This is a genomic window from Arthrobacter sp. StoSoilB19 (genome assembly GCF_019977275.1).
GTDB lineage: Bacteria > Actinomycetota > Actinomycetes > Actinomycetales > Micrococcaceae > Arthrobacter.
In genome coordinates, this window is the sequence record NZ_AP024650.1 from 3,587,032 (window position 1) to 3,607,148 (window position 20,117).

Consider the following 20,117-nt stretch of genomic DNA (forward strand, 5'->3'; position numbering starts at 1 on the left):
TCCCGTCAGGCTGGGCTCCCTGCCGGAATGAGGAAGCCGTCGCGGACCAGGTTGGCCACGTCGGCGAGCAGCGCACCCTGGAAGGATCCGGCGTCGAACCCTTGCTCCCCGTCCCCGCCGGCGTCCAGGGCCCCACCCAGGAGGGCCTCCAGGGCACCGGCGATCTGACCGGCGGTGAGGTCGCCGTCGCACGCGGACACGAAGCCCGCCAGCTCGGTGCTCATCAGGTTGGTGCGCCGAAGCCCGGCACCCTGCCGGAGCAGGATCACGCCCGGGTGTTCGGCGCCGGGGCGCTGGTGGCGCTCCTCGGTGACGTCGTCGGCCACCAGCAGGTGCGTGCCGGCAAGATCATGCGCGGCCAGCCAGTCGCTGCGTTCGACGGCGGCACCCAGGTGGGGTCCGATGGGCTGCTCGATGGGGTAGCTGATTTCCTCGAAACGGCTGATGGCGGCCGGGCCGCCGTGTGCGGGGCGCCGCAGCCACACCATGCCGAAACCGATCCCTGCCACGTTCCGGGAGGCGAAGTCGTCAAGGTAGGCGGCGTACGCGTCCCGGTAGTGCTGCCGGTCCCGGGATTCCGAGGCGTCCTGCAGCCAGGTTTCGGCATATTGTTCCGGGCTGACCTGCTCGCGCTGGATAAACCATGCGTCAGTTCCCGCCCGCACCCACGACTTTGGCCGCTCGTCCCAGCCAGAGCCGGCCGGGACTTCCCAGTTGCCCAGCATCTGTGCCGAACCGCCGGGGGCCAGGATCCCGGGCAGGTCCGCCACCAGGGAGGCGACGATGTCATCGCCCGGGAGGCCGCCGTCGCGGTAGGTGAACTGGTCCGCGGCATCCTCGCCGGAACTGCGCGGGGTGATGACGAACGGCGGATTGGAGACCACCAGGCCGAATTCCTCACCGGTTACAGGCCCCAGGAGGGAACCCAGGCGCAGGCTCACCCGGTCCTCAAGCCGGTCGGGATCGACGGACAGCGCCTCTGCATTGAGCAGGATGTTGAACCGGGCGTAGGCCAGGGCTCGCTCGGAGATGTCGGTGGCGGTCACGTGCTGGCAGTGGTGGAGCAGGTGGAAGGCCTGGATGCCGCAGCCGGTTCCCAGGTCCAGGGCGCGCTCGGTGTGGCGGCGGATGGTGGTCTGCACCAGGGTGGTGGAGGCCTGCCCGATGCCCAGGACGTGGTCGTGCCGCAGCACCCCGGCCTGCTGGTGGGCGGCAAGGTCGCTGGCCACCCACAGCTCGGCGCCGCCGCTGCCGTCGTCATTCCTGTCCCATCCGTACGGCCGCAGGTCGGCCTTGGCGGTGAGCAGGCCCGAGCCGGGAACGGGCTGTACCAGCCCAAGCTCGAGGAGGCCTTCCACGCCTGTGCCCGGCAGGGCGGCGTCGAGCGTTTCCCGTTCCTGGGGCTCGGCAAGGAGCCACAGACGGACGACGGCGGCAAGCGGCGCTGCTTGGTTGTCCTGCCGCACTGCCCGCTCGGCAGCGAGCAGCGCGGGGATGATCTGGTCCCGGTTCAGTGCCGCGGAGGCGGTGGGGCCAAGCAGCCGGGCGACGCCGTCGAGCGTGTAATCGAGGCGGCGGAGGTCTGCGGCTAGCGCCGCCAGCAGGCCGGGAAGGTCGCTGCGGGGAGCGTCGGGGGTGTTGCCGGCGGTGAACTCGTGAGGGGATCTAGGCACCGCTCAAGTTTAGTCCGGCCTGCCTGCGCGGTACGGTGGAGCCATGCCTTCACGTCCTGCCCTCCTTCCGCGCGCCCGCATGGCAGCCGCTGCGGTGCGCCGGCCGCTGCCGGGGACTCTGTTTGCCGCGGTCCTCGCCCTGGCCGTTGCGGGGTGTTCGCCCGGGACCTCCGTGGAGAATGCGGATGTCCCCAAGTGGCGGGCCACGGCCCTGCCCTCCTCCTCAGCGGCCGTTGTGCTCCAGGACTCGGGCAAGATCCTTAACCGCGACCGGATCGTGCAGGCGGCCGCAAGGGTGCCTGCCGGAAGCTACACGCTGACGGCAGTCTGTGACGGGACGGGGAAGGCCTTCTTCGCGGTGACGCTGGACGGCAAGCCCGTGGCGGAAGCCGGGGCCGCCTGCAACGGCCGGCGCGAGACCACGAAAATCAGCCTGCCGGCTGCCGGACGGGTAGAAATCAGCAGCTCCAGCGTGGACGCTCCGCTGCTTTACGCCTACCAGCTGGTACCGGCCCAATAACGCCCGCTCGGGCTATGGTCCGCCGCCCGCTGCGGGCATAAAGTCTGACTATGCCCAGTGTGCGGAGAATCTCCGCGCCCCTTCCCCGAGGGAGAGCACGGGCGCCGCTGGCACCGAAGCCCGCCGCCGCCGTCGCCCTTGGGCTGGTGCTTGCGGCAGGTGCGCTGGCCGGCTGCGAATATACGTACGACGACGCCCGGACCGGCACCGTGCAGGGCACCGCCAGCGCCGCCCCGGCGCCGGCCTTCACCCGTGACCCGTTGCAGCAGGACCCGGTCAGCGAGGCGGAACTGGGCGATTGGGTGTCGCGGGCGCTCCCCGACGGCACCGGTCCGGTGGTCCAGGCCGATGCCGGGCTCCTGGCCCCCGCGGAAGTGCGGACCATCTCCTCACCGGTCCTGAAGACCGGAACCTACACCCTGGCCATCGCCTGCAGGAGCCAGCGCCGGGTGACCTTCACGGTGCGCACTGAGACCCTCACGCTGGTGGACCTGGGCCTGCGGTGCGGCATCAACCGCGAAAACGTCATCTACCTGTCCACGGACAGCGTCCTGACGGTCAGGGTGGAGGCCAGGACCGCGGCCAACTATGCGTTCTGCGTGTACCGGCTCTGACGGCCGGGGTCGTCCCGGCGGGGGCCTCACCCTGGCTTGGCACCTGCGTCCGGAGCGGCACCGTCCTCAGGCGGCGGTGCAGCCTTGGGGGCAGCGCAACGTCTCGGGACTGGCGGCACACTCCGTGCAGTACAGCGTCAGCGTGCGGCAGGTGGGATTGGAACAGTTCTCGAACTTGCTGGTCGGCGCGGAGCAGCGGGCGCACTGGCCAATGGTCTTGGCGTCGTCGCTGAACTCCAGGTGCATACGCTTGTCAAAGACGTAGAGCGAGCCTTCCCACAGTCCCTGGTCCTTGAAGGCTTCGCCGTAGCGCACGATGCCCCCGTCCAGCTGGTACACCTCTTTAAAGCCGCGGTTCACCATCAGGCTGGAGAGCACCTCGCAGCGGATGCCCCCGGTGCAGTAGGTGACCACCGGCTTGTCCTTCAGGGAGTCGTACTTGCCGGAGTCCAGTTCCTTGATGAAGTCGTGGGTGGTGGCCACGTCCGGGACTACAGCGTCCTTGAACCGGCCTATCTCAGCTTCGAACGCGTTGCGGCCGTCGAAGAAGACGACGTCCTCGCCGTCCTTCTTCCTGGCATCCACCAGTTCATGGAGTTCCTCGGGTTTGAGGTGCTTCCCGCCGCCCACCACGCCGTTGGCGTCGACCTTGAGTTCTCCGGGTGCGCCGAAGGAGACGATCTCGTCCCGCACCTTGACGCTGAGCCGGGGGAAGTCCTCTGCTCCGCCGTCGGACCATTTGACGTCGATGCCGCGGAACCCGGCGTATTCGCGCGTGGTCTTGACGTACTGCTTAACGGCGCCGATTTCCCCGCCCACGGTGGCGTTGATTCCGTCCTTGGAGAGGATGATGCGGCCCGTAAGGCCCAGCTTCTCGCAGAGGGCGCGCTGCCAGAGCCGGACGGCGTCCGGATCGGTGATGGGGGTGAAGCCGTAGAAAAGCACAATTTTGTTCAAAGCCACGCATTTAAGGGTACCGGCTGCAGCGGCGGCCTGGTCCTGCTTCACAACGCCCGGAGGAGGGCCTCATTACGATTGCATAAGCGATTCCCTACCCCCTGTTGCTGGCGATCGGGCTGGAATAGTCTTCTTGCCATGAGTCCGGAAACCGCTGTTGAAGACATCACTGGCCTGCTTGAGGTGTGGGTTGCGGGCTGGGCCGGGTGTCGCGGTTACCAGACCGCCAAGGAGGGCCGCTTCCCGGCAGCACTCCGTGCTGATACCAGCGGCGAGTGGGAAGTCTTCGCCTCAGAACCTACTGATGACGAGTTCGCCACGCTGGCCGCCCGAACCGCAGAAACCCCCGCGCGGGTGCTGACCATCCTTACCAATGACCCCTCCCGCTATGCGGCAATGGCAGGCCGGCAGGGCCTGAATGTCACCTCGGATTCGCAGGCGATGATGATCGTTGACATGGAAACCCAGGACGCGGAGGACCCGTGGCTTTCCGATGACGACCTGAGACTTTCCACGTACGAAAGGGACGGCGTGTATTACGCCGAAGTCCTTTCGGGGGACGCGGTCGCGGCGGGCGGCCGGGCCTTCGTGGTGGGTGATACCGCCGTCTTTGACAAGATCATCACCCAGCCGGCATTCCAGCGCAGGGGCCTGGGGAGCCTGATCATGCGGGCGCTGGCGGCGCAGGCGTCCGGCCGCGGCATCCGGACCGGCCTCCTGCTGGCGTCCGTGGACGGGCAGAAGCTCTATTCGCACCTCGGCTGGAGCACCATTGCCCGGGTCCTGATGCTTTCGGCATCGCATGACGGATCGGATCTGTCGCTGAGCTGAGCCGGCCCGTCCGGCGGAGCCGGGCTGCGGGGTTCCCGTTGGTGACCCGTGACCTGCCGCGGTGCATCGGATGAAAGAATGGTGGGGTGAACCCCCATGACTCCCTGATTCCTCTGCTGGGCCGCGGCCCGGACCCGGAACAGCTCCGTCATGTCCGCAGGATCCCGGCGCGGGAGGCAATCCACGCGCCGTGGCCGGCCTGGGTGCACCCGGACATTCTCGGGGCGTACGGGTCGCTTGGCATCCGCGAGCCGTACCGGCACCAGGTGGACGCGGCCAATGCAGCATATGCCGGGGAGCACGTTGTGGTGGCCACCGGAACCGCGTCCGGGAAGTCGCTGGCGTACCAGTTGCCGGCGCTGGATGCGATCCACCGTTCCGAGCTGCGCGTGCTGGCGGAGCCGGGAAAGATTCACGACGACGGTGCCGTCACCCTTTACCTTTCCCCCACCAAAGCGCTGGCGGCCGACCAGCTGAACGCCATCCGGGCCCTGAGGCTGCCCACGGTACGGGCGGAAACGTACGACGGCGACACGGATCCGGCCGCCCGGCGGTGGATCCGGGACCACGCGAATTTCATCCTGGCCAACCCGGACATGCTGCATTTCGGCATCCTTCCCAACCATGCCTGGTGGGCCGGGTTCTTCCGCCGGCTGCGCTACGTCATCGTGGACGAGGCACACAGCTACCGTGGCGTCTTCGGATCGCATGTTGCTAACCTGATGCGCCGGCTCCGCCGGATCTGCGCGTACTATGGCGCGGGCACCTCGTTCCCCGAACCGGTCTTCATCGCGGCTTCCGCCACCGCCTCCGAGCCTGATGTCTCCTTCTCACGCCTCATCGGCGCCCCCGTGAAGGCGGTCTCCGAGGACTGCTCGCCCCACGGGGCCACCACCGTGGCGCTCTGGGAACCGGCGCTGACCGAGGTCCGGGGCGAGAACGGGGCCAAGGAGCGGCGGACGGCAGTGGCCGAAACTTCTGACCTGCTCGCCAACCTGGTGTCCGCCCGGATCCGGACCATTGCCTTCATCAAATCCCGCCGCGGCGCCGAGACCATCTCCGCCATCACCAAGCGGCTCCTTGACGAGGTGGACCCCAGCCTCCCGCAGCGGGTGGCCGCCTACCGCTCCGGATACCTTCCGGAAGAGCGGCGCGCGGTGGAGAAGGCGCTGCGGTCGGGCCAGCTGCTGGGCGTTTCCAGCACGTCCGCCCTGGAGCTGGGAATCGACATTTCCGGTCTCGATGCGGTCTTGGTGGCCGGCTGGCCCGGGACGCGGGCTTCCCTGTTCCAGCAGATTGGCCGCGCCGGCAGGGCGGGCCAGGATGCCATCGCCGCATTTGTGGCCAGCGATGATCCGCTGGACACCTTCCTGGTGAACCACCCGGAGGCGATTTTCGATGTCTCGGTGGAGGCCACGGTCTTCGACCCGTCCAACCCCTATGTGCTGGGACCACACCTCTGCGCCGCGGCAGCGGAACTCCCCCTGGGACCGGCGGAGCTGGACCTTTTTGGCGGAACTGCCGAAAAGCTCCTGGACCGTCTGGTGGCGCAGGGATATTTGCGGCGGCGTCCCGCCGGCTGGTTCTGGACCCACTCGCAAAGCGCCGCGGCCATGGTCAATCTCCGGGCCGACGGCGGCGGTCCGGTCAGCATCGTTGACGCCGAGACCGGCTCGCTGCTGGGGACCATGGACTCGCCCCAGACCCATTACCAGGCCCACACGGGCGCGGTATACGTCCACCAGGGCGACACCTACGTGGTGGAGGACCTGAACGAAGACGACCACTCTGTCATGGTTCGCCGGGCAAACCCCGACTACTACACCACAGCACGGGACGTGACCCAGATCGAGGTCCTGGACACGGTGCGGACCATGCAATGGGGCGATGTAACCGTCCACTTCGGCGATGTGAAGGTCACCACGCAGGTTGTCTCCTTCCAGCGCAAGGCCTTGATTTCCAACGAAGTCCTGGGTGAGGAGCCCCTTGAGCTGGGTGCCCGGGAGCTCTTCACCAAGGCCGTATGGTTCGTGGTGGACAACCGTTCCTTGACGCGGGCCGGCCTCATCGAAGCCCAGTTCCCCGGTGCCCTCCACGCCGCCGAGCACGCCGCGATCGGGCTCCTTCCCCTCGTCGCCTCCAGCGACCGCTGGGACATCGGCGGGGTCTCCACGGCACTGCATGCGGACACCGGGGTGCCCACCATCTTCGTGTATGACGGGCACCCCGGCGGGGCGGGGTTTGCCGAACGGGGCTTCGACAAGGCCATGGTGTGGCTGGCGGCAACCCGGGACGCCATCAAGGCCTGCGAGTGCGAGTCCGGCTGCCCGTCCTGCGTGCAGTCCCCCAAGTGCGGCAACAAGAACAATCCGCTGGACAAGGCCGCCGCGGTGACCCTGCTGGATGTCCTGCTCAAGGATGCCTCCGAGACGTCCCGTGTGGATGTGGAGGCGAGGAGCTGACGCCCGATGCCGGCGTCATCGCTATGGCGGCGGCCCTGCCCGGGCATGTCCGGTTGCGGCTCCCAGCAGCGGGCGCTCGCCGAGCCGGGTCCGCACCTCAATGGTCTGGCCCGCGCCCTCGGTACAGCTAAGGACCGTGGCGGCGTGCCGCGCGGCGACCTCGGCGGCAACACTGCAGGGCTCGCCCGTGGTGATGCCGCGGAGCGCATCCGCTGCGGCAAGGGCCGCCAGGTCCGCAGCCGCTGCCGCCCTGCTGGCCAGCACGGCGGACTGGGCCAGCAGCAGCATGACGGCCATGGCCGTCATGACCACAAGGGCCAGCCCTGCGGCCAGGACTGTGCCCGAACCGCGTTCGCGGCCGTCATGCCTTCCCGCCCCGCGCCTGCCCTTGGTGGTGTGGCGCCTGGCGGCGGCAGTGTGGGGCCGTCCGGCATCGGCCATCATTTGGCGGCCTGGCCATGCGTGGAGCCCCTGAGGGCACCGGCGCCGATGCCGGCTCCCGTCCCGGCTGTTTCGCTCCGCATTGACGCACGCGCGGTGAGGGTCCACGGGATGGATGCTCCCAATGGCCCAGGCACGCGGTCCGTGACCGTGATGTTGAACCACTCGCCGTCTGCAGCAACTGACGCAGCCGCCGTACCGCCGGCGAGCGTCCGGACCGTCCGTTCCACTGCCACGGTGTCATCGCCCCGGGCCAGCGCCCTGGCACCGGCCCTGGCTCCCTCCTCGATGCGCAGTTGCGTCATCCCCGCGGCGGCTGCTGCAAGCAGCATGGCCAGCAATGCCAGTACGGCAGGCAGTGCCACGGCGAACTCTGCGGTAACCGCGCCGCGGGCGTTTGCACCGGCGTCCGCCGTCTTCCGGTCATCGTTGCCGCCGGCGCTGCTGCCGACGACGGCCGTGAGGGGTCCATGAATTCGCAGCCCCGCCGGCAGAGGTGTCACGGCAGCGCCAGCGCGGTGCGGATGAGGTTGAGCAGGAAACCACGTACCTCGTCGCTGCGGAGGATGAACACAAGCAGCCCGGCGAACCCGACGGCGGCCAGGGTAGCAATGGCATATTCCGCGGTGGCCATGCCGGCCTGGGAACCCAGCAGCCCCGTGGGGCGCCATGTCTTGGGCCGGAGACTTCCCGAACCAGGGTGGAGTTCGACGATCCTGCCTGCCTCCGGGAGGGAAGTCTTTGGGCCCAAGGCAGGGGCGGAAGCGGATGGGATGCTGCTGGTGCTGCGCGGGGCGCCGTCCTTTTTCGTGGGCTTCTGGCCGGACGCGGCGAACGCGGAGGTTCCTGCCGTGTAGTGACGGCGGTGGTGGATGGACATGTGGTTTTCCTTTCCATTGGTTTCCGGTGGTTTCCCGGCTGTCTTGACTCTTCCCCGCCCAGCGGGAGCAGGTAAGGGAGGGGATGCGCTAAGTGGAAAAGGTGGGCCGTCCCGGTGTTGTGGAGGAAGGGATCGGCCTTCGCGGTGGCCACGGCAGCGGCAGGTTATCCGGTGGGAACCAGGGCAAGCAGCACGGGGACGACGCCAAGGCAGATAAAGGCAGGGAGTGAACACAGGCCCAGCGGAACTACCAGCTTCACGCCAAGCGAAGCGGCCCGCTTTTCCGCGGCCCGGAACCGTTCCCGGCGAAGCCTTGCTGCCTGGGCGTAGAGGATTGCAGACGATGGCGCCCCCGTGAGCGCGGCGAAGCCCAGCGCATCCCGGAGCTCCAGGATTTCGGGGAGCCGGACGGCGGAGCTGCGCCACGCTGTTTCCCAGTCGGCCCCGATGGCCAGCGCCGAGACCACCGGCCGCAGTGAGTCCCTGTACTGCGGCGCGGCCGAGGCAGCCACCAGTTCGAGCGATCGCCCGATGCCGGCTCCGGCATCCAGCATCGCCGCCACGAGTTCGAGCATCATGGCAGTGTCCTTCAAGCCTTCGCCGCGGCTCCCTGCGGGCCACTCGGCTTCGGCCACCTGCTGCGCCCCCGGGACGGCATGAAACAGGTGGCGGAGCCGGTGACACGACCGGTTAAAGCCGGAACAGGCAAGCCAGGCACTTGCGGCGAGCAGCAGGAACAGTGCAAAGCCTGCAGCCAAACCCGGGGTCATGGCACTCCTGTCCCTGCGGCCGCCGCAACAAGCCTGGCGGACCACGCCCTTCCTGCTGCCGTGAGCACCGCGCCACTGAACAATGCGGCCAGTCCCAGGGGTGTTCCCAGCAGGGTGGCCAATGGATCCACGCCCAGGGCAGCACCCAGTCCAAGACCCATCAATGGAAGCCAGGTCAAGAGACGGACCGTGGCTTTGGGGCCGGCGAGGGCGGTCTGCCTGGCTGCATCCGCATCATCCTCCGCTTCCAGCTGGGCCACGAACCGGGTCAGCACGTCGGCGAGCGGACATCCACTGGCTTCGGCTATGTCAAAGCAGGCAGCAAGCTCAGACCAGGTCCTGGCCTCCCGGTCCCTGTGAGGCAACGCCGTGGAAACCGCACGCCGGATGGCCTCCGAGACAGGGGCTCCGGTTGCCGCGGCCGCGCGTGCGGAAGCCAGGACGGCAGTTGAACCCTCTGACAGCGCTGGGGATGGGAGCGCCGCGTGGTCATGCCATTGCCCGTCCTGCGGCGTGCCGTACACGGACCACAGCTCGTCCCACAGCCGCCCGGGTGTCCGGCCGCCCCTGAGCAGCGCCGCCAGCTGCTGCACCACCAGGGTCAGTCCAGGGCCCCGCATTTTCGCCGAGCCCCGTCCGCCTGCGCTGCCCCAGCGCAGTATCCGGCTCTGCCGGGATCCCGGTGCCTTCTGGCTGCTGCCGCCTGCTGCACGCAACCTGGACGCAGCATCCAGGGGCGGCTTCAGGAGCAGCACCACAGCGGCGCCCAGAACTCCGATGAGGAGGATCGTCACAGGGTGACCCCGGAGTCCATTCCCAAACGGGCAGCCAGCGCCGGCCATGCGGGACCCGCCACCCCCGATTCTTCAACCGCCGGCACCACCGTCAGCCCCTCCGGGCCGTCGCCGATAAGTCCGATGCAAAGGACTTCCCTCCCCCGGGACGTCCTGCCCACGTGGATCACAGCGTCAAGGGCGCTGGCAGCCTGGAGCCGAACAGCCTCGGGTCCCAGCCCGGCGAGCGCGCCCAGGGCGTTGAGCCTGGCGGGGACTGCTGCTGCCGTGTTGGCGTGGATGGTTCCTCCACCGCCGCTGTGCCCGGTGTTCATCGCGGTAAGGAGCTCGCGGACTTCCGCGCCCCGGCACTCGCCCACCACCAACCTGTCCGGACGCATGCGAAGTGCCTGCCTGACGAGTTCCCCCAGGTCCACTGTCCCGCCGCCTTCGAGGTTTCCGTGCCGTGATTCCAACGCGACTACGTGCGGGTGGACAGGATTCAGTTCGGACGCATCCTCGATCAGGACCAGCCGCTCCTCCGCCGCACACAATCCCAGGAGCGTAGACAGCAGCGTGGTCTTCCCGGAACCCGTGGCACCGCTGATCAGGAAGCTCAGCCTCCTGTCCACGACCTTCTCAAGCACCGCCTGCACTCCCGGGCCGAACATGCCCCCGGTGCGCAGCTCCTCCATGCTGAAGACCTTCTCCCTGCGGATCCGGACGCTCAGCAGCGTCCCGGACGTGGAAACCGGCGGCAACACGGCATGGACACGGTAGCCGCCGGCGAGCCTGACATCGACACAGGGCGAGCCGTCATCGAGGCGGCGCCCGCCTGCAGCGACGAGCCTGCAGGCCAGCGCCCGCAGCTGTGCCTCGCCGTCGAACAGGACGGGGACCCGCTCGATGCCGCGGCCCCGGTCCACCCAGACGGAGTGGGGAGCGTTGACGAAGATGTCGGTGACGGCGGGATCCCGGGTGAGCTCCTGCAGCGGCCCCAGCCCGTTGAGTTCGGCACTGATCCGCTCTACGGCGGCAAGGGATCCTGCGGTGCCCAACAGCTTGCCGGTGGCCTGGACTGCCGCGGCAACCCGTGACGGCGTCACGGCACCGGCCTCTGCCATCATCGATTCGCGGACGGATTCCAGCAGCCCTGAATCGATGGTCCTGCCGCTGCCGGCGGTTCCCCTGCTGCGCGTCAGGCGGCCTGCCTGGTTTGCTTCCAGGATGCGGACGCTGCGCCGTGAGCCCAGGCCTCCCGCCCCCGCTGCGCTGCCCGCTTTCCCGGCCGGAGCCGACGGATTACCCGGCGCCGGGCTCATGCCAACTCTCCAGCCGGCAGGTCATCGCCAAGCCAATCGAGCACAGATGCAGCGAAGCGCCGGATGTTCCGGCGCTTCCCCAGGTCCAGCAGCCGGCCGGATTCCATGGCTCCGCCGACGCCGCGGACTTCTGGTATCCGGCCCTGGACCGGCAGTCCCACGGCGTCAGCGATCAGCGAACTGTCCAGCGCGGAGCCCGGCCGGCCCCGCACCAGCAGGGCCGCCTCCACCGGCGGAAGCTCCTGCATCAGGCGTACGGCCGCCACTGCTGCCTTCAGTTGTGCGGGTACCACCATCATGATCCGGTCGCAGTCCCAGGCCACCGTATGGAGCGGCTCTGCCCCCCTTCCCACATCGAGCAGGACCAGTTCATAGCCACGGCGCGCAGCATCAAGCACACCTGCTGCGGCTGCGGCGGCGACGGGAAGGGGTTGCTCCCGTGTGGCAGGCCAGGACAGGAAGGAAAAGCCTCCCGCAACGGGTAGGGAATCCGAGAGCTGCAGGGGGTCGATGCTTCCCCTGGCCTCGGCGAGGTCCGGCCATCGGAGCCCGGGGGTTTCCTCTGCTGCGAGCGCCAGCTCCAGGCCGCCACCCCATGGGTCGCCGTCAACCAGCAGGACCCGTACCCCCAGCCCTGCTGCCGCCTGCGCTATCCAGATGGCGGCGGTGGTGGCTCCTGCACCGCCGCAACCCCCCGTGATGCCAAGGACCATTCCGCCCGGGCCCGGCGACCGCGACCGGCTCAGATGGTCTGCCAGCCAGGCGGCGGCATCCGGCAGTACGGCAACACGCTCTGCCCCGAGGGCCGCCGCCAGGTGCCAGAGGCTGTCGCCCTCGCCGTCGAGGCCCACCATGACCGCAGGCGTGCTGCGCCGGGGCGGCAGTTCACGCACGTCACTGCCCACCAGGACGGCAGCTGCCGCCTCCCAGTAGCGGCCTGCCTCCACTGCGTCCGGGACAACGTGCAGGTGCGCGCCGGCGGCTGCCACAATACGCTCCACTTCGGCACGGAGGACGCCGGAGGAGGTCACCAGCAGAACCTCTCCTGCACCATCCGGCCGAATCCCGGCGGGCATTGAACCCCCAGGCATTGAACCCCTGAGCCCTGAACCGACAGGCCTTGAATGCTCCGGCAGCCAGGCGGCCTCGGACGCTTCCCCGCTGTCCGCAACAGGACCCCCGCGGGATGGTGGCGCCGTGTTCGTTGGCCGCCACGAGGAGCCGGAGGCCTGTCCCGGACCGGATGTGGATGCGTTCAGCTGGTGCCTGCTCATGGAGCCACTCTGCCGCGGCGGTGCGGCCTGGTTAAGGGAGCAAGTCCCGTATGTGGACAACCTGCAGCGCGGACACCTCAACGAGGCACAGCCTCCAACAAGGCACAATGGGAACATGTACCTGCTGCTCGCCGCCCACCCCCGCGGCGCGGCGCTCCAGGAACTGACGCAGGCGGGCCTCGCCCAGCCGGCCAATCCCGAACCCCGCGTTGTGGCACTCACCGACCTTGCCGCCGTCGTCCGCGAACTGGAGGCACGGCGCCCCGGTGGCCAACCGCCCCGCTGGATATGGCACCGGACCCAGGACTGGTACCCGGCGCTGCTCGCATCCGAGGTGGAGGTGGAGCGCTGCTACGACCTCACCCTGTGCGGCAACATCCTGGCCTTCTCGCAGTTCAGCGCGCACACCGACTACGCCCGGAACACGGACAGGGTACCGGTGGAGGATCCCGCTCTTCCGCCAAAGGCGCTGCAGCCGCCGCGTCCCCCTGCAGACCAGGGCGCGCTGTTCGATGATCCCGCAACCGGGCTGCCGCCGGGGGCGCCGCTCGAGGAACTCCGTTCCGAATACGCAGCCCAACAGAGTGCGCTGGCAGGCGTGGGCACGGAGGAAAACCGCCGGAACCGCCTCCAGCTGCTGCTCGCGGCGGAGTCGGCGGCAGCTATTGTGGCCGCCGAGATGCAGCACGCCGGGGTCCCCTGGCGGGAAGACCTGCACGAACAGATCCTGGCCGGCCATCTGGGACCCCGCCCGCCCGCCGGGCAGCGTCCCGTGAAACTGGAGGCGCTGGCGGCGGAGCTGCGCGTCATGCTCAACTCACCCGGGCTCAACCCGGACTCCCCGCAGGACCTGATGCGCGCCCTGCACCGCAACGGGATCGAGGTCAAAAGCACCCGCAAGTGGGAGCTGAGGGAGTCCAGCCACCCCGCCATCGAGCCGTTGCTGGAGTACAAGAGGCTTTCCCGCCTTCACACCGCCAACGGCTGGTCCTGGTTGGACGCGTGGGTGGACGGCGGCCGGTTCCGCCCGGAATACGTGGTGGGAGGCGTGGTGTCGGGCCGCTGGGCATCCCGCGGCGGCGGGGCGCTGCAGATTCCGCGCCAGGTCCGCGGCGCGGTGCACGCCGACCCTGGCCACAAGCTCATCGTTGCGGACGCCTCGCAGCTGGAGCCGCGCGTCCTGGCGGCCCTGGCGCAGGACTCGGCCATGGCTGAGGCGGCGCGGGACCAGGACCTGTACGCCGGGATCGCCGCCAAGGGATTTGGCGGCGACCGGGCCAAGGCGAAGATGGCCCTGCTGGGCGCCATGTACGGCGCCACCTCCGGCGAGGCCGGCCGCCTCATGCCGCAATTGGCCCGCATCTACCCGCGTGCCGTGGACTTTGTGGAGCGGGCGGCGCGGGCGGGCGAAGCGGGCGGGACGGTCACCACCAGGCTGGGCCGCAGCAGCCCTCCGCCGTCCGGGCAGTGGTTCCTCAGCCAGCGCTCGGCCACGGCGGAGGAGCAGCGGAGGGCAGAGTCGATCGCGCGGTCCCGCGGGCGCTTTACCCGGAACTTCGTGGTCCAGGGCTCGGCAGCGGACTGGGCGGCCTGCTGGCTGGCAGAATTGCGACGGCGGCTGCGCGCCTTGCGGCCGGCAGGAACCGGCGGCAGCGGCGGACCTGTGGGGGCCCAACTCGCCTTCTTCCTGCATGACGAAGTCATGGTGCACGCGCCCTCGGACCGCGTCGATGCCTGCATCGCGGCAATCGAGGAATCGGCCAAGGCCGCCAAGGAATTGCTGTTCGGTCCCATCCCGGTGGAGTTCCCCGTCAGCATGGCCGTGGTGGACTCCTACGACCTCGCCAAATAGGGCGGAGCGCCTCCCGTGCTGCCTCTCTTACTGTCGTCGAGACGATAAGTAATCTACCCGGCGGTAGCTATGCGCGCCCGGTGACGGACGTTACAGTCGAAGCGGGGCTGATGCAGACCGGTCCACACGCTGATGCAACGACGCATACCAGGGAGGTCCCCGTCCATGGCGGGAAGATTTGAAATTCACCGTGCAGGCGATGAGTCGTACCGGCTGCGGCTGACCGACGCCGAAGGCAATATCGTTGCGGTGTCACCAACCTTCAGGTCCCTCAGCTTGCTCCGCGACGGGATCAACGCCATGCGCGAGAATGCCGCCACCGGAATCGTGGTGGATTTGCGCCACCAGCAGGCCTGAAAACTAGACCCCGATCGGGTGCAGCCTGGTGCGGTCCCATGGAACGGACCAGCCGAGCTGGTCGAAGAGGCCGCTCAGCACAATGCCGGTGAAGCCCCACACCACCACGCCGTTGACAGTGAAGGCAGGGCTGTCGAACGTGCGGCCTGCGCGGTGGACCGTGGCCATCACCCTGTTGTCCGGGTCCAGGAGGTCCCTGACCGGGACGCGGAATACCTGGGCAGATTCGGCGTAGTCCACCACCCGGACCGGCGACGGCGAGTGCCACCATCCGAGCACCGGCGTCACCAGGAAGTTGCTGTGCGCCAGGCCCAGTTCCTGGAGCGTGCCGAGGACTTCCACCCCGCCGGTGTCCAGTCCGGTTTCCTCCTCGGCTTCCCGAAGCGCAGCCGCCACCGGCGTTTCGCCCCGGTCGATGCTGCCGCCGGGAAACGCCACCTGCCCTGGATGGGAACCCAGGGTGTGGGCGCGCTCCAGGAGCAGGACGTCCAGATCCGCCGGCGCCAGTGGCTTGCCGGACGCGGCCGGGACGTCGTCGAGCACCCCGAAAAGCATCAGGACCGCGGCCCTGCGGGCGCGGGAGGCATCTACTGTCAGTGCAGCCCAGCGTGGATCAGGGGGCCCGGCCGTCCCGGCTTCCGCCCGCTGGACCAGCGCGGCCAGGTCTTCCCTTGCGCTCACGTGGCCCTCGCCTGGGAGGCCATCCGGATCTCCGCAGCCCGCTGCTGTTCAGACAGGTACTGCTCCAGCAACGCCTCGCTGCCGGGCGCAAGTTCATACTTGAGGAGCTTGGCTGCTTTGACGGGGTCGGTCTCCCCCAGGCCATAGCTCGGGCACCAATTAGCCACGGGACAGGCACCACAGGCGGGCTTCCGGGCGTGGCAGACGCGGCGGCCGTGGAAGATCACACGGTGGGACAGCATGGTCCAGTCCCTGCGGTCAAACAACTCCGCCACGTCCTGTTCGATCTGCACAGGGTCCTCGGACTGGGTCCACCCAAACCGCTTGGCCAGCCGGGCGAAATGGGTATCGACGGAGATGCCCGGGATGCCGAAGGCGTTGGCCAGCACCACGTTGGCGGTTTTGCGGCCCACCCCGGGCAAGGTGACCAGGTCTTCCATCCGCCCCGGGACCTCGCCGTCAAAGTCATCCACCAGGCGGGTGCACAGCGCCAGGACGTTCCTCGCTTTGGCGCGGAAGAACCCCGTGGGCTTGAGGATGGTTTCAAGCTCCGTGGGGTCCGCCTCGGCCAGGGACCGGGCATTGGGCCAGCGTGCGAACAGCACTTTGGTGACCTGGTTGACCGTGACGTCGGTGGTCTGGGCGGACAGCACGGTGGCCACCAGCAGTTCGAAGGGGTTGCGGAAGTCCAGTTCCGCGTGGGCGTAGGGATATTTTTCGGCCAGGGCCCGGTGGATGCGCCGTGCCCGCCGTTTCAGCGCCAGGACGGATTCGGACGAAACCACGGGCATCCCCGCGGCCTGCCCGTTCTTGCTGCGTGGCCCGGCCACGGCGTCAGCCGCGCTCGATGTTGCTGAGGTCGCGCAGGACGCCCAGCCGTCCGTCCGTGTGCTGGACCAGGAATTCGTGGCCCCGGTCCTCAAGCGCCAGTACCCAGCCGCCGGGCTCGATCACGAAGGCAGGCGCACCGGTGCGGGGGTCGTAGGCGGTGCGGTGCTGGGCGACGGCGAACCAGAAAGCCTCATGGATGGGCTGCCCGTCGGTCTCGTCATGGCGGGTGGACGGGTCCACTGTCGCGCCGATGGGCTGCTCGGAACGGACCTGCTGGTGGACAGCGGTGGCGGCCGGCGGCTCCCACGCTGCCTGCGGAGCGCCCGCGGCGGGGACGGCACCGTGCTGGGTCTCCTCGGCTGCCGGGGCCGTGGTTGATTCAGGACGGACGACGTCGGCCGCCTGGGTGGGCGGGCCGGCGTCCTGATGCGGCGTGCCGGCATCCCGGTCAGCGGCTTCGGGGGCGGTTGATACAGGGGTGGATGATACAGGGCTGGTTGATACAGGGGCGGTTGGCGCCGCGGGGGTAGAGGCAGCCGGACCCGCGGCGGTGCCCGCAGCTGGAGCGCCGGCAGCTGCAGCGCCGGTCCCTGCAACGGCAGCCCCGGCATTGGCCACGGGGACGGCGGCAGTGGCGGGCGTGTGGGTGGAACGCGCCGGCGCAGGGTTGGGGCTGGAAGATCCCGGCTCGACGGCGGAGGAACCTGCACCGGCCCCACCGAACAGGGTGGCACCTTTGAAGCCGCCCTTTGACTGGTTGGAGCCGGACTCCGGCTTGGGGGCTTTGGGGGTGCGCGGCTTCCGCAGCGGGACCGCGGCCTCGCGGGCCACAATGTGCGCCGGCGTCTCTGGCCGGTCCTTGAAGTCACCGGAAAGGTACGGCAGGAACCGGCCCAGCACGGTGGCGGCGAAGAGGACGAGCGAGCCGATCAGGCCCACCAGCAGGCTGGTGACGTAGCCGCCTGCAACGGACAGGAAGAAGAAGGCCAGGGCGAAGGAGGCCACAACGGAGGCGAACTGGTCGATCGAGAGCGACCCCACGCGGATCCTTGTGGCGGGTGCCAGGCGGCGCGCCGCGAACAATGCGCTGGCGATCAGCGGCAGGACGATGCCCAGTCCCAGGAAGAACAGGTTGTTGAGGTTCCACAGGTTGTACCGGGCGCCGAAGAGGGGAAGCAGGGACGCGACAAAGAGGATCAGGGTGCCTGCGAAGACGGCCAGGTCGCGCACGGTGAACGGACCGAGGACCGCCTGGTTGGCGTTCGGGTCGATCTTCCCGGAGCCGGCCTTCTGCCCTGCAGCCTGCCCCTTGGCGGCGTTGCCGGCCGGTGTCGCGTGCGCGGATCCTCCCACGGCAGGCCCGGAGGCTCCTGGCCCTGCCTTGGTGTCCGGACCCGTTCGCTGGCCGTAACTCTGCTGGTTCATTCTGCTCTCCTTAGCGTGGCGGCACCGGGCCCGGTCCGGACCCGAAAACTGTGCCGTCTTGACATGCGGTCCGGGCCCGGCAAGGCGCTGTTTGCGCCCGGCCGGAGAGGTCCGAAGTGAAGTCACAATTCCATCTCAGCCTAGTCAACGGCCCGGCCGATCACTAGCTGGGGCAGGCCTCCGGCGGTGCCTGGCGAGTCATGAAGAGACCATTCACCGCATAAAAAATGCCGCTCATGGCCGCGTATGTGACGGGGCACACAGCGGATGCACCGTAAGCATTAGGCTTGGTTGCGGAACAGCTCTTTGCGGTATGCCCGCCCCCGGCTGGAGCCCAATGCCGTGCGATCGGCGGGCCATGCGGTGGCGGCGTCCCGCGCGGCAAAGATCGATGAATGATGAGGTTCACATGTCCCAGGACACTCCCAGCTCCACGGCTACCGTTCCGTCCGCTTCCGCCCAGCCGGCAGGACAGCAAGGCCACCAGGGCGACGCCTTCGCGAACCTGCTGCATGAGACGCGGGCCTTTCCACCCTCCCCGGAATTCGCGGCCGACGCCGTTGTCACCGCCGCCGAGTACGGGGAGGCGAACGCCGACCGGCCCGCGTTTTGGGCGAAGAAGGCCCGGGAGCTGCTGACGTGGTCCAAGGACTTCACACAAGCGCTGGACTGGTCTGATCCGCCGTTCGCCAAGTGGTTCGTTGGCGGCGAAATCAACGCGGCGTACAACGCGCTGGACCGGCATGTGGAGGCCGGCAACGGCGACCGCGTGGCCATCTACTTCGAGGGCGAGCCCGGCGACACCCGCACCTATACCTACGCCCAGCTGACCGAGGAAGTGAAGAAGGCGGCCAACGCTTTCGAGTCCCTGGGCGTTGCCAAGGGTGACCGGGTTGCGGTGTACCTGCCCATGATCCCGGAGGCCGTGATCACGCTGCTGGCATGCGCACGCATCGGCGCGGTCCACTCGGTGGTGTTCGGTGGATTCTCGGCGGAGGCCCTCCGGTCCCGGATCGACGACGCCGAAGCCAAGCTGGTGGTGACCGCCGACGGCACCTACCGCCGAGGCAAGCCGAGCCCCCTGAAGCCGGCCGTCGATGATGCCCTGGCCCACGATGGCCACACGGTCCAGAACGTGGTGGTGGTCAAGCGCAACGGCCAGGACGTGGACTGGCACGAGGGCCGGGACCACTGGTGGGCGGACACGGTGGGGACGGCCAGCGCAGAGCACACCGCAGTGGGCCACGATTCGGAGCACCCGCTCTACATCCTCTACACGTCCGGTACCACCGGGAAGCCCAAGGGCATCCTGCACACCACCGGCGGCTACCTCACCCAGACCGCCTACACCCACAGGGCGGTCTTTGACCTGCATCCGGAAACGGACGTGTACTGGTGCACGGCCGACGTCGGCTGGGTCACCGGCCACTCCTACGTCGCCTACGCCCCGCTCATCAACGGCGCCACGCAGGTCATGTACGAGGGCACGCCGGACTCCCCGCACCAGGGCCGCTGGTGGGAGATCGTGGAAAAGTACAAGGTCTCCATCCTGTACACCGCTCCCACCGCCATCCGCACCTTCATGAAGTGGGGCGCGGAGATCCCGGCGAAGTACGATCTTTCCTCCCTGCGGGTGCTGGGTTCGGTGGGCGAGCCCATCAACCCCGAGGCCTGGATGTGGTACCGCAAGGTAATCGGCGGCGACAAGGCGCCCATCGTGGACACCTGGTGGCAGACCGAAACCGGCGCACAGATGATCGCCCCGCTTCCCGGGGTCACCGCCACCAAGCCCGGCTCCGCCCAGGTGCCGCTGCCCGGTATCGCCGTGGATGTGGTGGATGAAATGGGCGAGTCCGTCCCCAACGGCCACGGCGGTTTCCTGGTGATCCGCGAACCCTGGCCGGCCATGCTGCGCGGCATCTGGGGCGACCCGCAGCGGTTCAAGGACACCTACTGGTCCCGCTTCGAAAACATGTACTTCGCCGGGGACGGCGCCAAGAAGGACGAAGACGGGGACATCTGGCTGCTGGGCCGCGTGGACGACGTCATGAACGTCTCCGGGCACCGGCTCTCCACCACAGAAATCGAATCCGCCCTGGTGAGCCACCCCGCCGTGGCGGAGGCCGCCGTCGTGGGCGCCACGGACGAAACCACCGGCCAGGCCGTGGTTGCGTTCGTGATCCTCCGCGGCGATGCCGTGAACCACGGCGACGCCACCGTACAGGAGCTGCGCAACCACGTGGGCAAGGAAATCGGGCCCATTGCCAAGCCCAAGAACATCCTGGTGGTGCCCGAACTGCCCAAGACCCGGTCCGGCAAGATCATGCGCCGGCTCCTCAAGGACGTGGCGGAAGGCCGCGACCCGGGCGACGCCACCACGCTGTCCGACCCCACGATCATGCAGCAGATCGCGGCCAGCCTCCGGAAGTAGCAATACGGCGACGGCGCTTCCCC

At 68.7% G+C, this 20,117-nt stretch carries 19 protein-coding genes; 7 read left to right on the forward strand and 12 right to left on the reverse strand.

Annotation, left to right across the window (positions count from 1 at the left end):
• Window positions 1-5: 5 nt before the first annotated feature.
• Window positions 6-1,673 carry a methyltransferase gene (locus tag LDO86_RS16575; protein WP_018768949.1) on the reverse strand — a complete coding sequence of 556 codons (1,668 nt, stop codon included), beginning with the start codon at window positions 1,671-1,673 and terminating at the stop codon, window positions 6-8.
• A 43-nt stretch (window positions 1,674-1,716) separates the two neighbouring features.
• Between LDO86_RS16575 and LDO86_RS16580 the strand changes: the two genes are divergently transcribed.
• Both LDO86_RS16580 and LDO86_RS16585 read left to right on the forward strand, forming a co-directional pair.
• The gene (locus LDO86_RS16580; protein ID WP_018768950.1) at window positions 1,717-2,193 is read left to right on the forward strand and encodes a hypothetical protein; all 477 of its coding nucleotides are present in this window, start codon (window positions 1,717-1,719) and stop codon (window positions 2,191-2,193) included.
• 50 nt (window positions 2,194-2,243) lie between these two features.
• The gene (locus LDO86_RS16585) at window positions 2,244-2,807 is read left to right on the forward strand and encodes a hypothetical protein (protein WP_026265714.1); all 564 of its coding nucleotides are present in this window, start codon (window positions 2,244-2,246) and stop codon (window positions 2,805-2,807) included.
• 66 nt (window positions 2,808-2,873) lie between these two features.
• Here the strand turns inward: LDO86_RS16585 and LDO86_RS16590 are convergent, their stop codons facing one another.
• Window positions 2,874-3,770: a rhodanese-related sulfurtransferase gene (locus tag LDO86_RS16590; protein WP_026265715.1), complete on the reverse strand. Its 897-nt coding sequence runs from the start codon at window positions 3,768-3,770 to the stop codon at window positions 2,874-2,876.
• 132 nt (window positions 3,771-3,902) lie between these two features.
• Between LDO86_RS16590 and LDO86_RS16595 the strand changes: the two genes are divergently transcribed.
• Both LDO86_RS16595 and LDO86_RS16600 read left to right on the forward strand, forming a co-directional pair.
• A complete protein-coding gene (locus tag LDO86_RS16595; protein ID WP_018768953.1) occupies window positions 3,903-4,595 on the forward strand; it encodes a GNAT family N-acetyltransferase in 693 nt (230 codons plus the stop codon).
• Between the two features lie 86 nt (window positions 4,596-4,681).
• A complete protein-coding gene (locus LDO86_RS16600; RefSeq protein WP_018768954.1) occupies window positions 4,682-7,057 on the forward strand; it encodes a DEAD/DEAH box helicase in 2,376 nt (791 codons plus the stop codon).
• A gap of 21 nt (window positions 7,058-7,078) precedes the next feature.
• Here LDO86_RS16600 and LDO86_RS16605 read toward each other — a convergent pair whose 3' ends face one another.
• From LDO86_RS16605 to ssd, 7 genes are all read right to left on the reverse strand, one after another.
• Window positions 7,079-7,501: an Rv3654c family TadE-like protein gene (locus LDO86_RS16605; protein WP_018768955.1), complete on the reverse strand. Its 423-nt coding sequence runs from the start codon at window positions 7,499-7,501 to the stop codon at window positions 7,079-7,081.
• On the reverse strand, window positions 7,498-8,001 hold the full coding sequence (locus LDO86_RS16610) for a TadE family type IV pilus minor pilin (RefSeq protein ID WP_018768956.1): 504 nt from the start codon (window positions 7,999-8,001) through the stop codon (window positions 7,498-7,500). The genes LDO86_RS16605 and LDO86_RS16610 overlap by 4 nt, the downstream gene beginning before the upstream one ends.
• A complete protein-coding gene (locus LDO86_RS16615) occupies window positions 7,998-8,378 on the reverse strand; it encodes a DUF4244 domain-containing protein (protein ID WP_018768957.1) in 381 nt (126 codons plus the stop codon). The genes LDO86_RS16610 and LDO86_RS16615 overlap by 4 nt, the downstream gene beginning before the upstream one ends.
• A gap of 164 nt (window positions 8,379-8,542) precedes the next feature.
• Window positions 8,543-9,148, reverse strand: a complete 606-nt coding sequence (locus LDO86_RS16620) for a type II secretion system F family protein (protein WP_018768958.1) — start codon at window positions 9,146-9,148, stop codon at window positions 8,543-8,545.
• Window positions 9,145-9,942 (reverse strand): hypothetical protein, encoded by a 798-nt coding sequence (locus LDO86_RS16625; protein WP_018768959.1) that lies wholly within the window; start codon window positions 9,940-9,942, stop codon window positions 9,145-9,147. Before LDO86_RS16625 ends, LDO86_RS16620 begins: the two co-directional genes overlap by 4 nt.
• The gene (locus LDO86_RS16630; protein ID WP_018768960.1) at window positions 9,939-11,243 is read right to left on the reverse strand and encodes a TadA family conjugal transfer-associated ATPase; all 1,305 of its coding nucleotides are present in this window, start codon (window positions 11,241-11,243) and stop codon (window positions 9,939-9,941) included. Before LDO86_RS16630 ends, LDO86_RS16625 begins: the two co-directional genes overlap by 4 nt.
• Window positions 11,240-12,274, reverse strand: a complete 1,035-nt coding sequence (ssd, locus tag LDO86_RS16635; protein WP_018768961.1) for a septum site-determining protein Ssd — start codon at window positions 12,272-12,274, stop codon at window positions 11,240-11,242. The genes LDO86_RS16630 and ssd overlap by 4 nt, the downstream gene beginning before the upstream one ends.
• Before the next feature lie 358 nt (window positions 12,275-12,632).
• On the opposite strand from ssd, the gene LDO86_RS16640 reads away from it, so the two are divergent.
• Both LDO86_RS16640 and LDO86_RS16645 read left to right on the forward strand, forming a co-directional pair.
• The gene (locus LDO86_RS16640) at window positions 12,633-14,369 is read left to right on the forward strand and encodes a bifunctional 3'-5' exonuclease/DNA polymerase (protein WP_026265717.1); all 1,737 of its coding nucleotides are present in this window, start codon (window positions 12,633-12,635) and stop codon (window positions 14,367-14,369) included.
• 165 nt (window positions 14,370-14,534) lie between these two features.
• Window positions 14,535-14,726 (forward strand): DUF1508 domain-containing protein, encoded by a 192-nt coding sequence (locus LDO86_RS16645; protein WP_018768963.1) that lies wholly within the window; start codon window positions 14,535-14,537, stop codon window positions 14,724-14,726.
• A gap of 3 nt (window positions 14,727-14,729) precedes the next feature.
• Here LDO86_RS16645 and LDO86_RS16650 read toward each other — a convergent pair whose 3' ends face one another.
• The 3 genes from LDO86_RS16650 to LDO86_RS16660 are packed head-to-tail and all read right to left on the reverse strand — an operon-like array spanning window position 14,730 to window position 17,663.
• Complete coding sequence (locus LDO86_RS16650; protein ID WP_056392582.1) at window positions 14,730-15,407, reverse strand: CoA pyrophosphatase; 678 nt, start codon at window positions 15,405-15,407, stop codon at window positions 14,730-14,732.
• Window positions 15,404-16,198 carry an endonuclease III gene (nth, locus tag LDO86_RS16655; RefSeq protein ID WP_018768965.1) on the reverse strand — a complete coding sequence of 265 codons (795 nt, stop codon included), beginning with the start codon at window positions 16,196-16,198 and terminating at the stop codon, window positions 15,404-15,406. Before nth ends, LDO86_RS16650 begins: the two co-directional genes overlap by 4 nt.
• 43 nt (window positions 16,199-16,241) lie before the next feature.
• The gene (locus tag LDO86_RS16660; protein ID WP_026265718.1) at window positions 16,242-17,663 is read right to left on the reverse strand and encodes a hypothetical protein; all 1,422 of its coding nucleotides are present in this window, start codon (window positions 17,661-17,663) and stop codon (window positions 16,242-16,244) included.
• A gap of 409 nt (window positions 17,664-18,072) precedes the next feature.
• On the opposite strand from LDO86_RS16660, the gene acs reads away from it, so the two are divergent.
• Window positions 18,073-20,094, forward strand: a complete 2,022-nt coding sequence (gene acs / locus LDO86_RS16665; RefSeq protein ID WP_018768966.1) for an acetate--CoA ligase — start codon at window positions 18,073-18,075, stop codon at window positions 20,092-20,094.
• Window positions 20,095-20,117 lie beyond the last annotated feature (23 nt).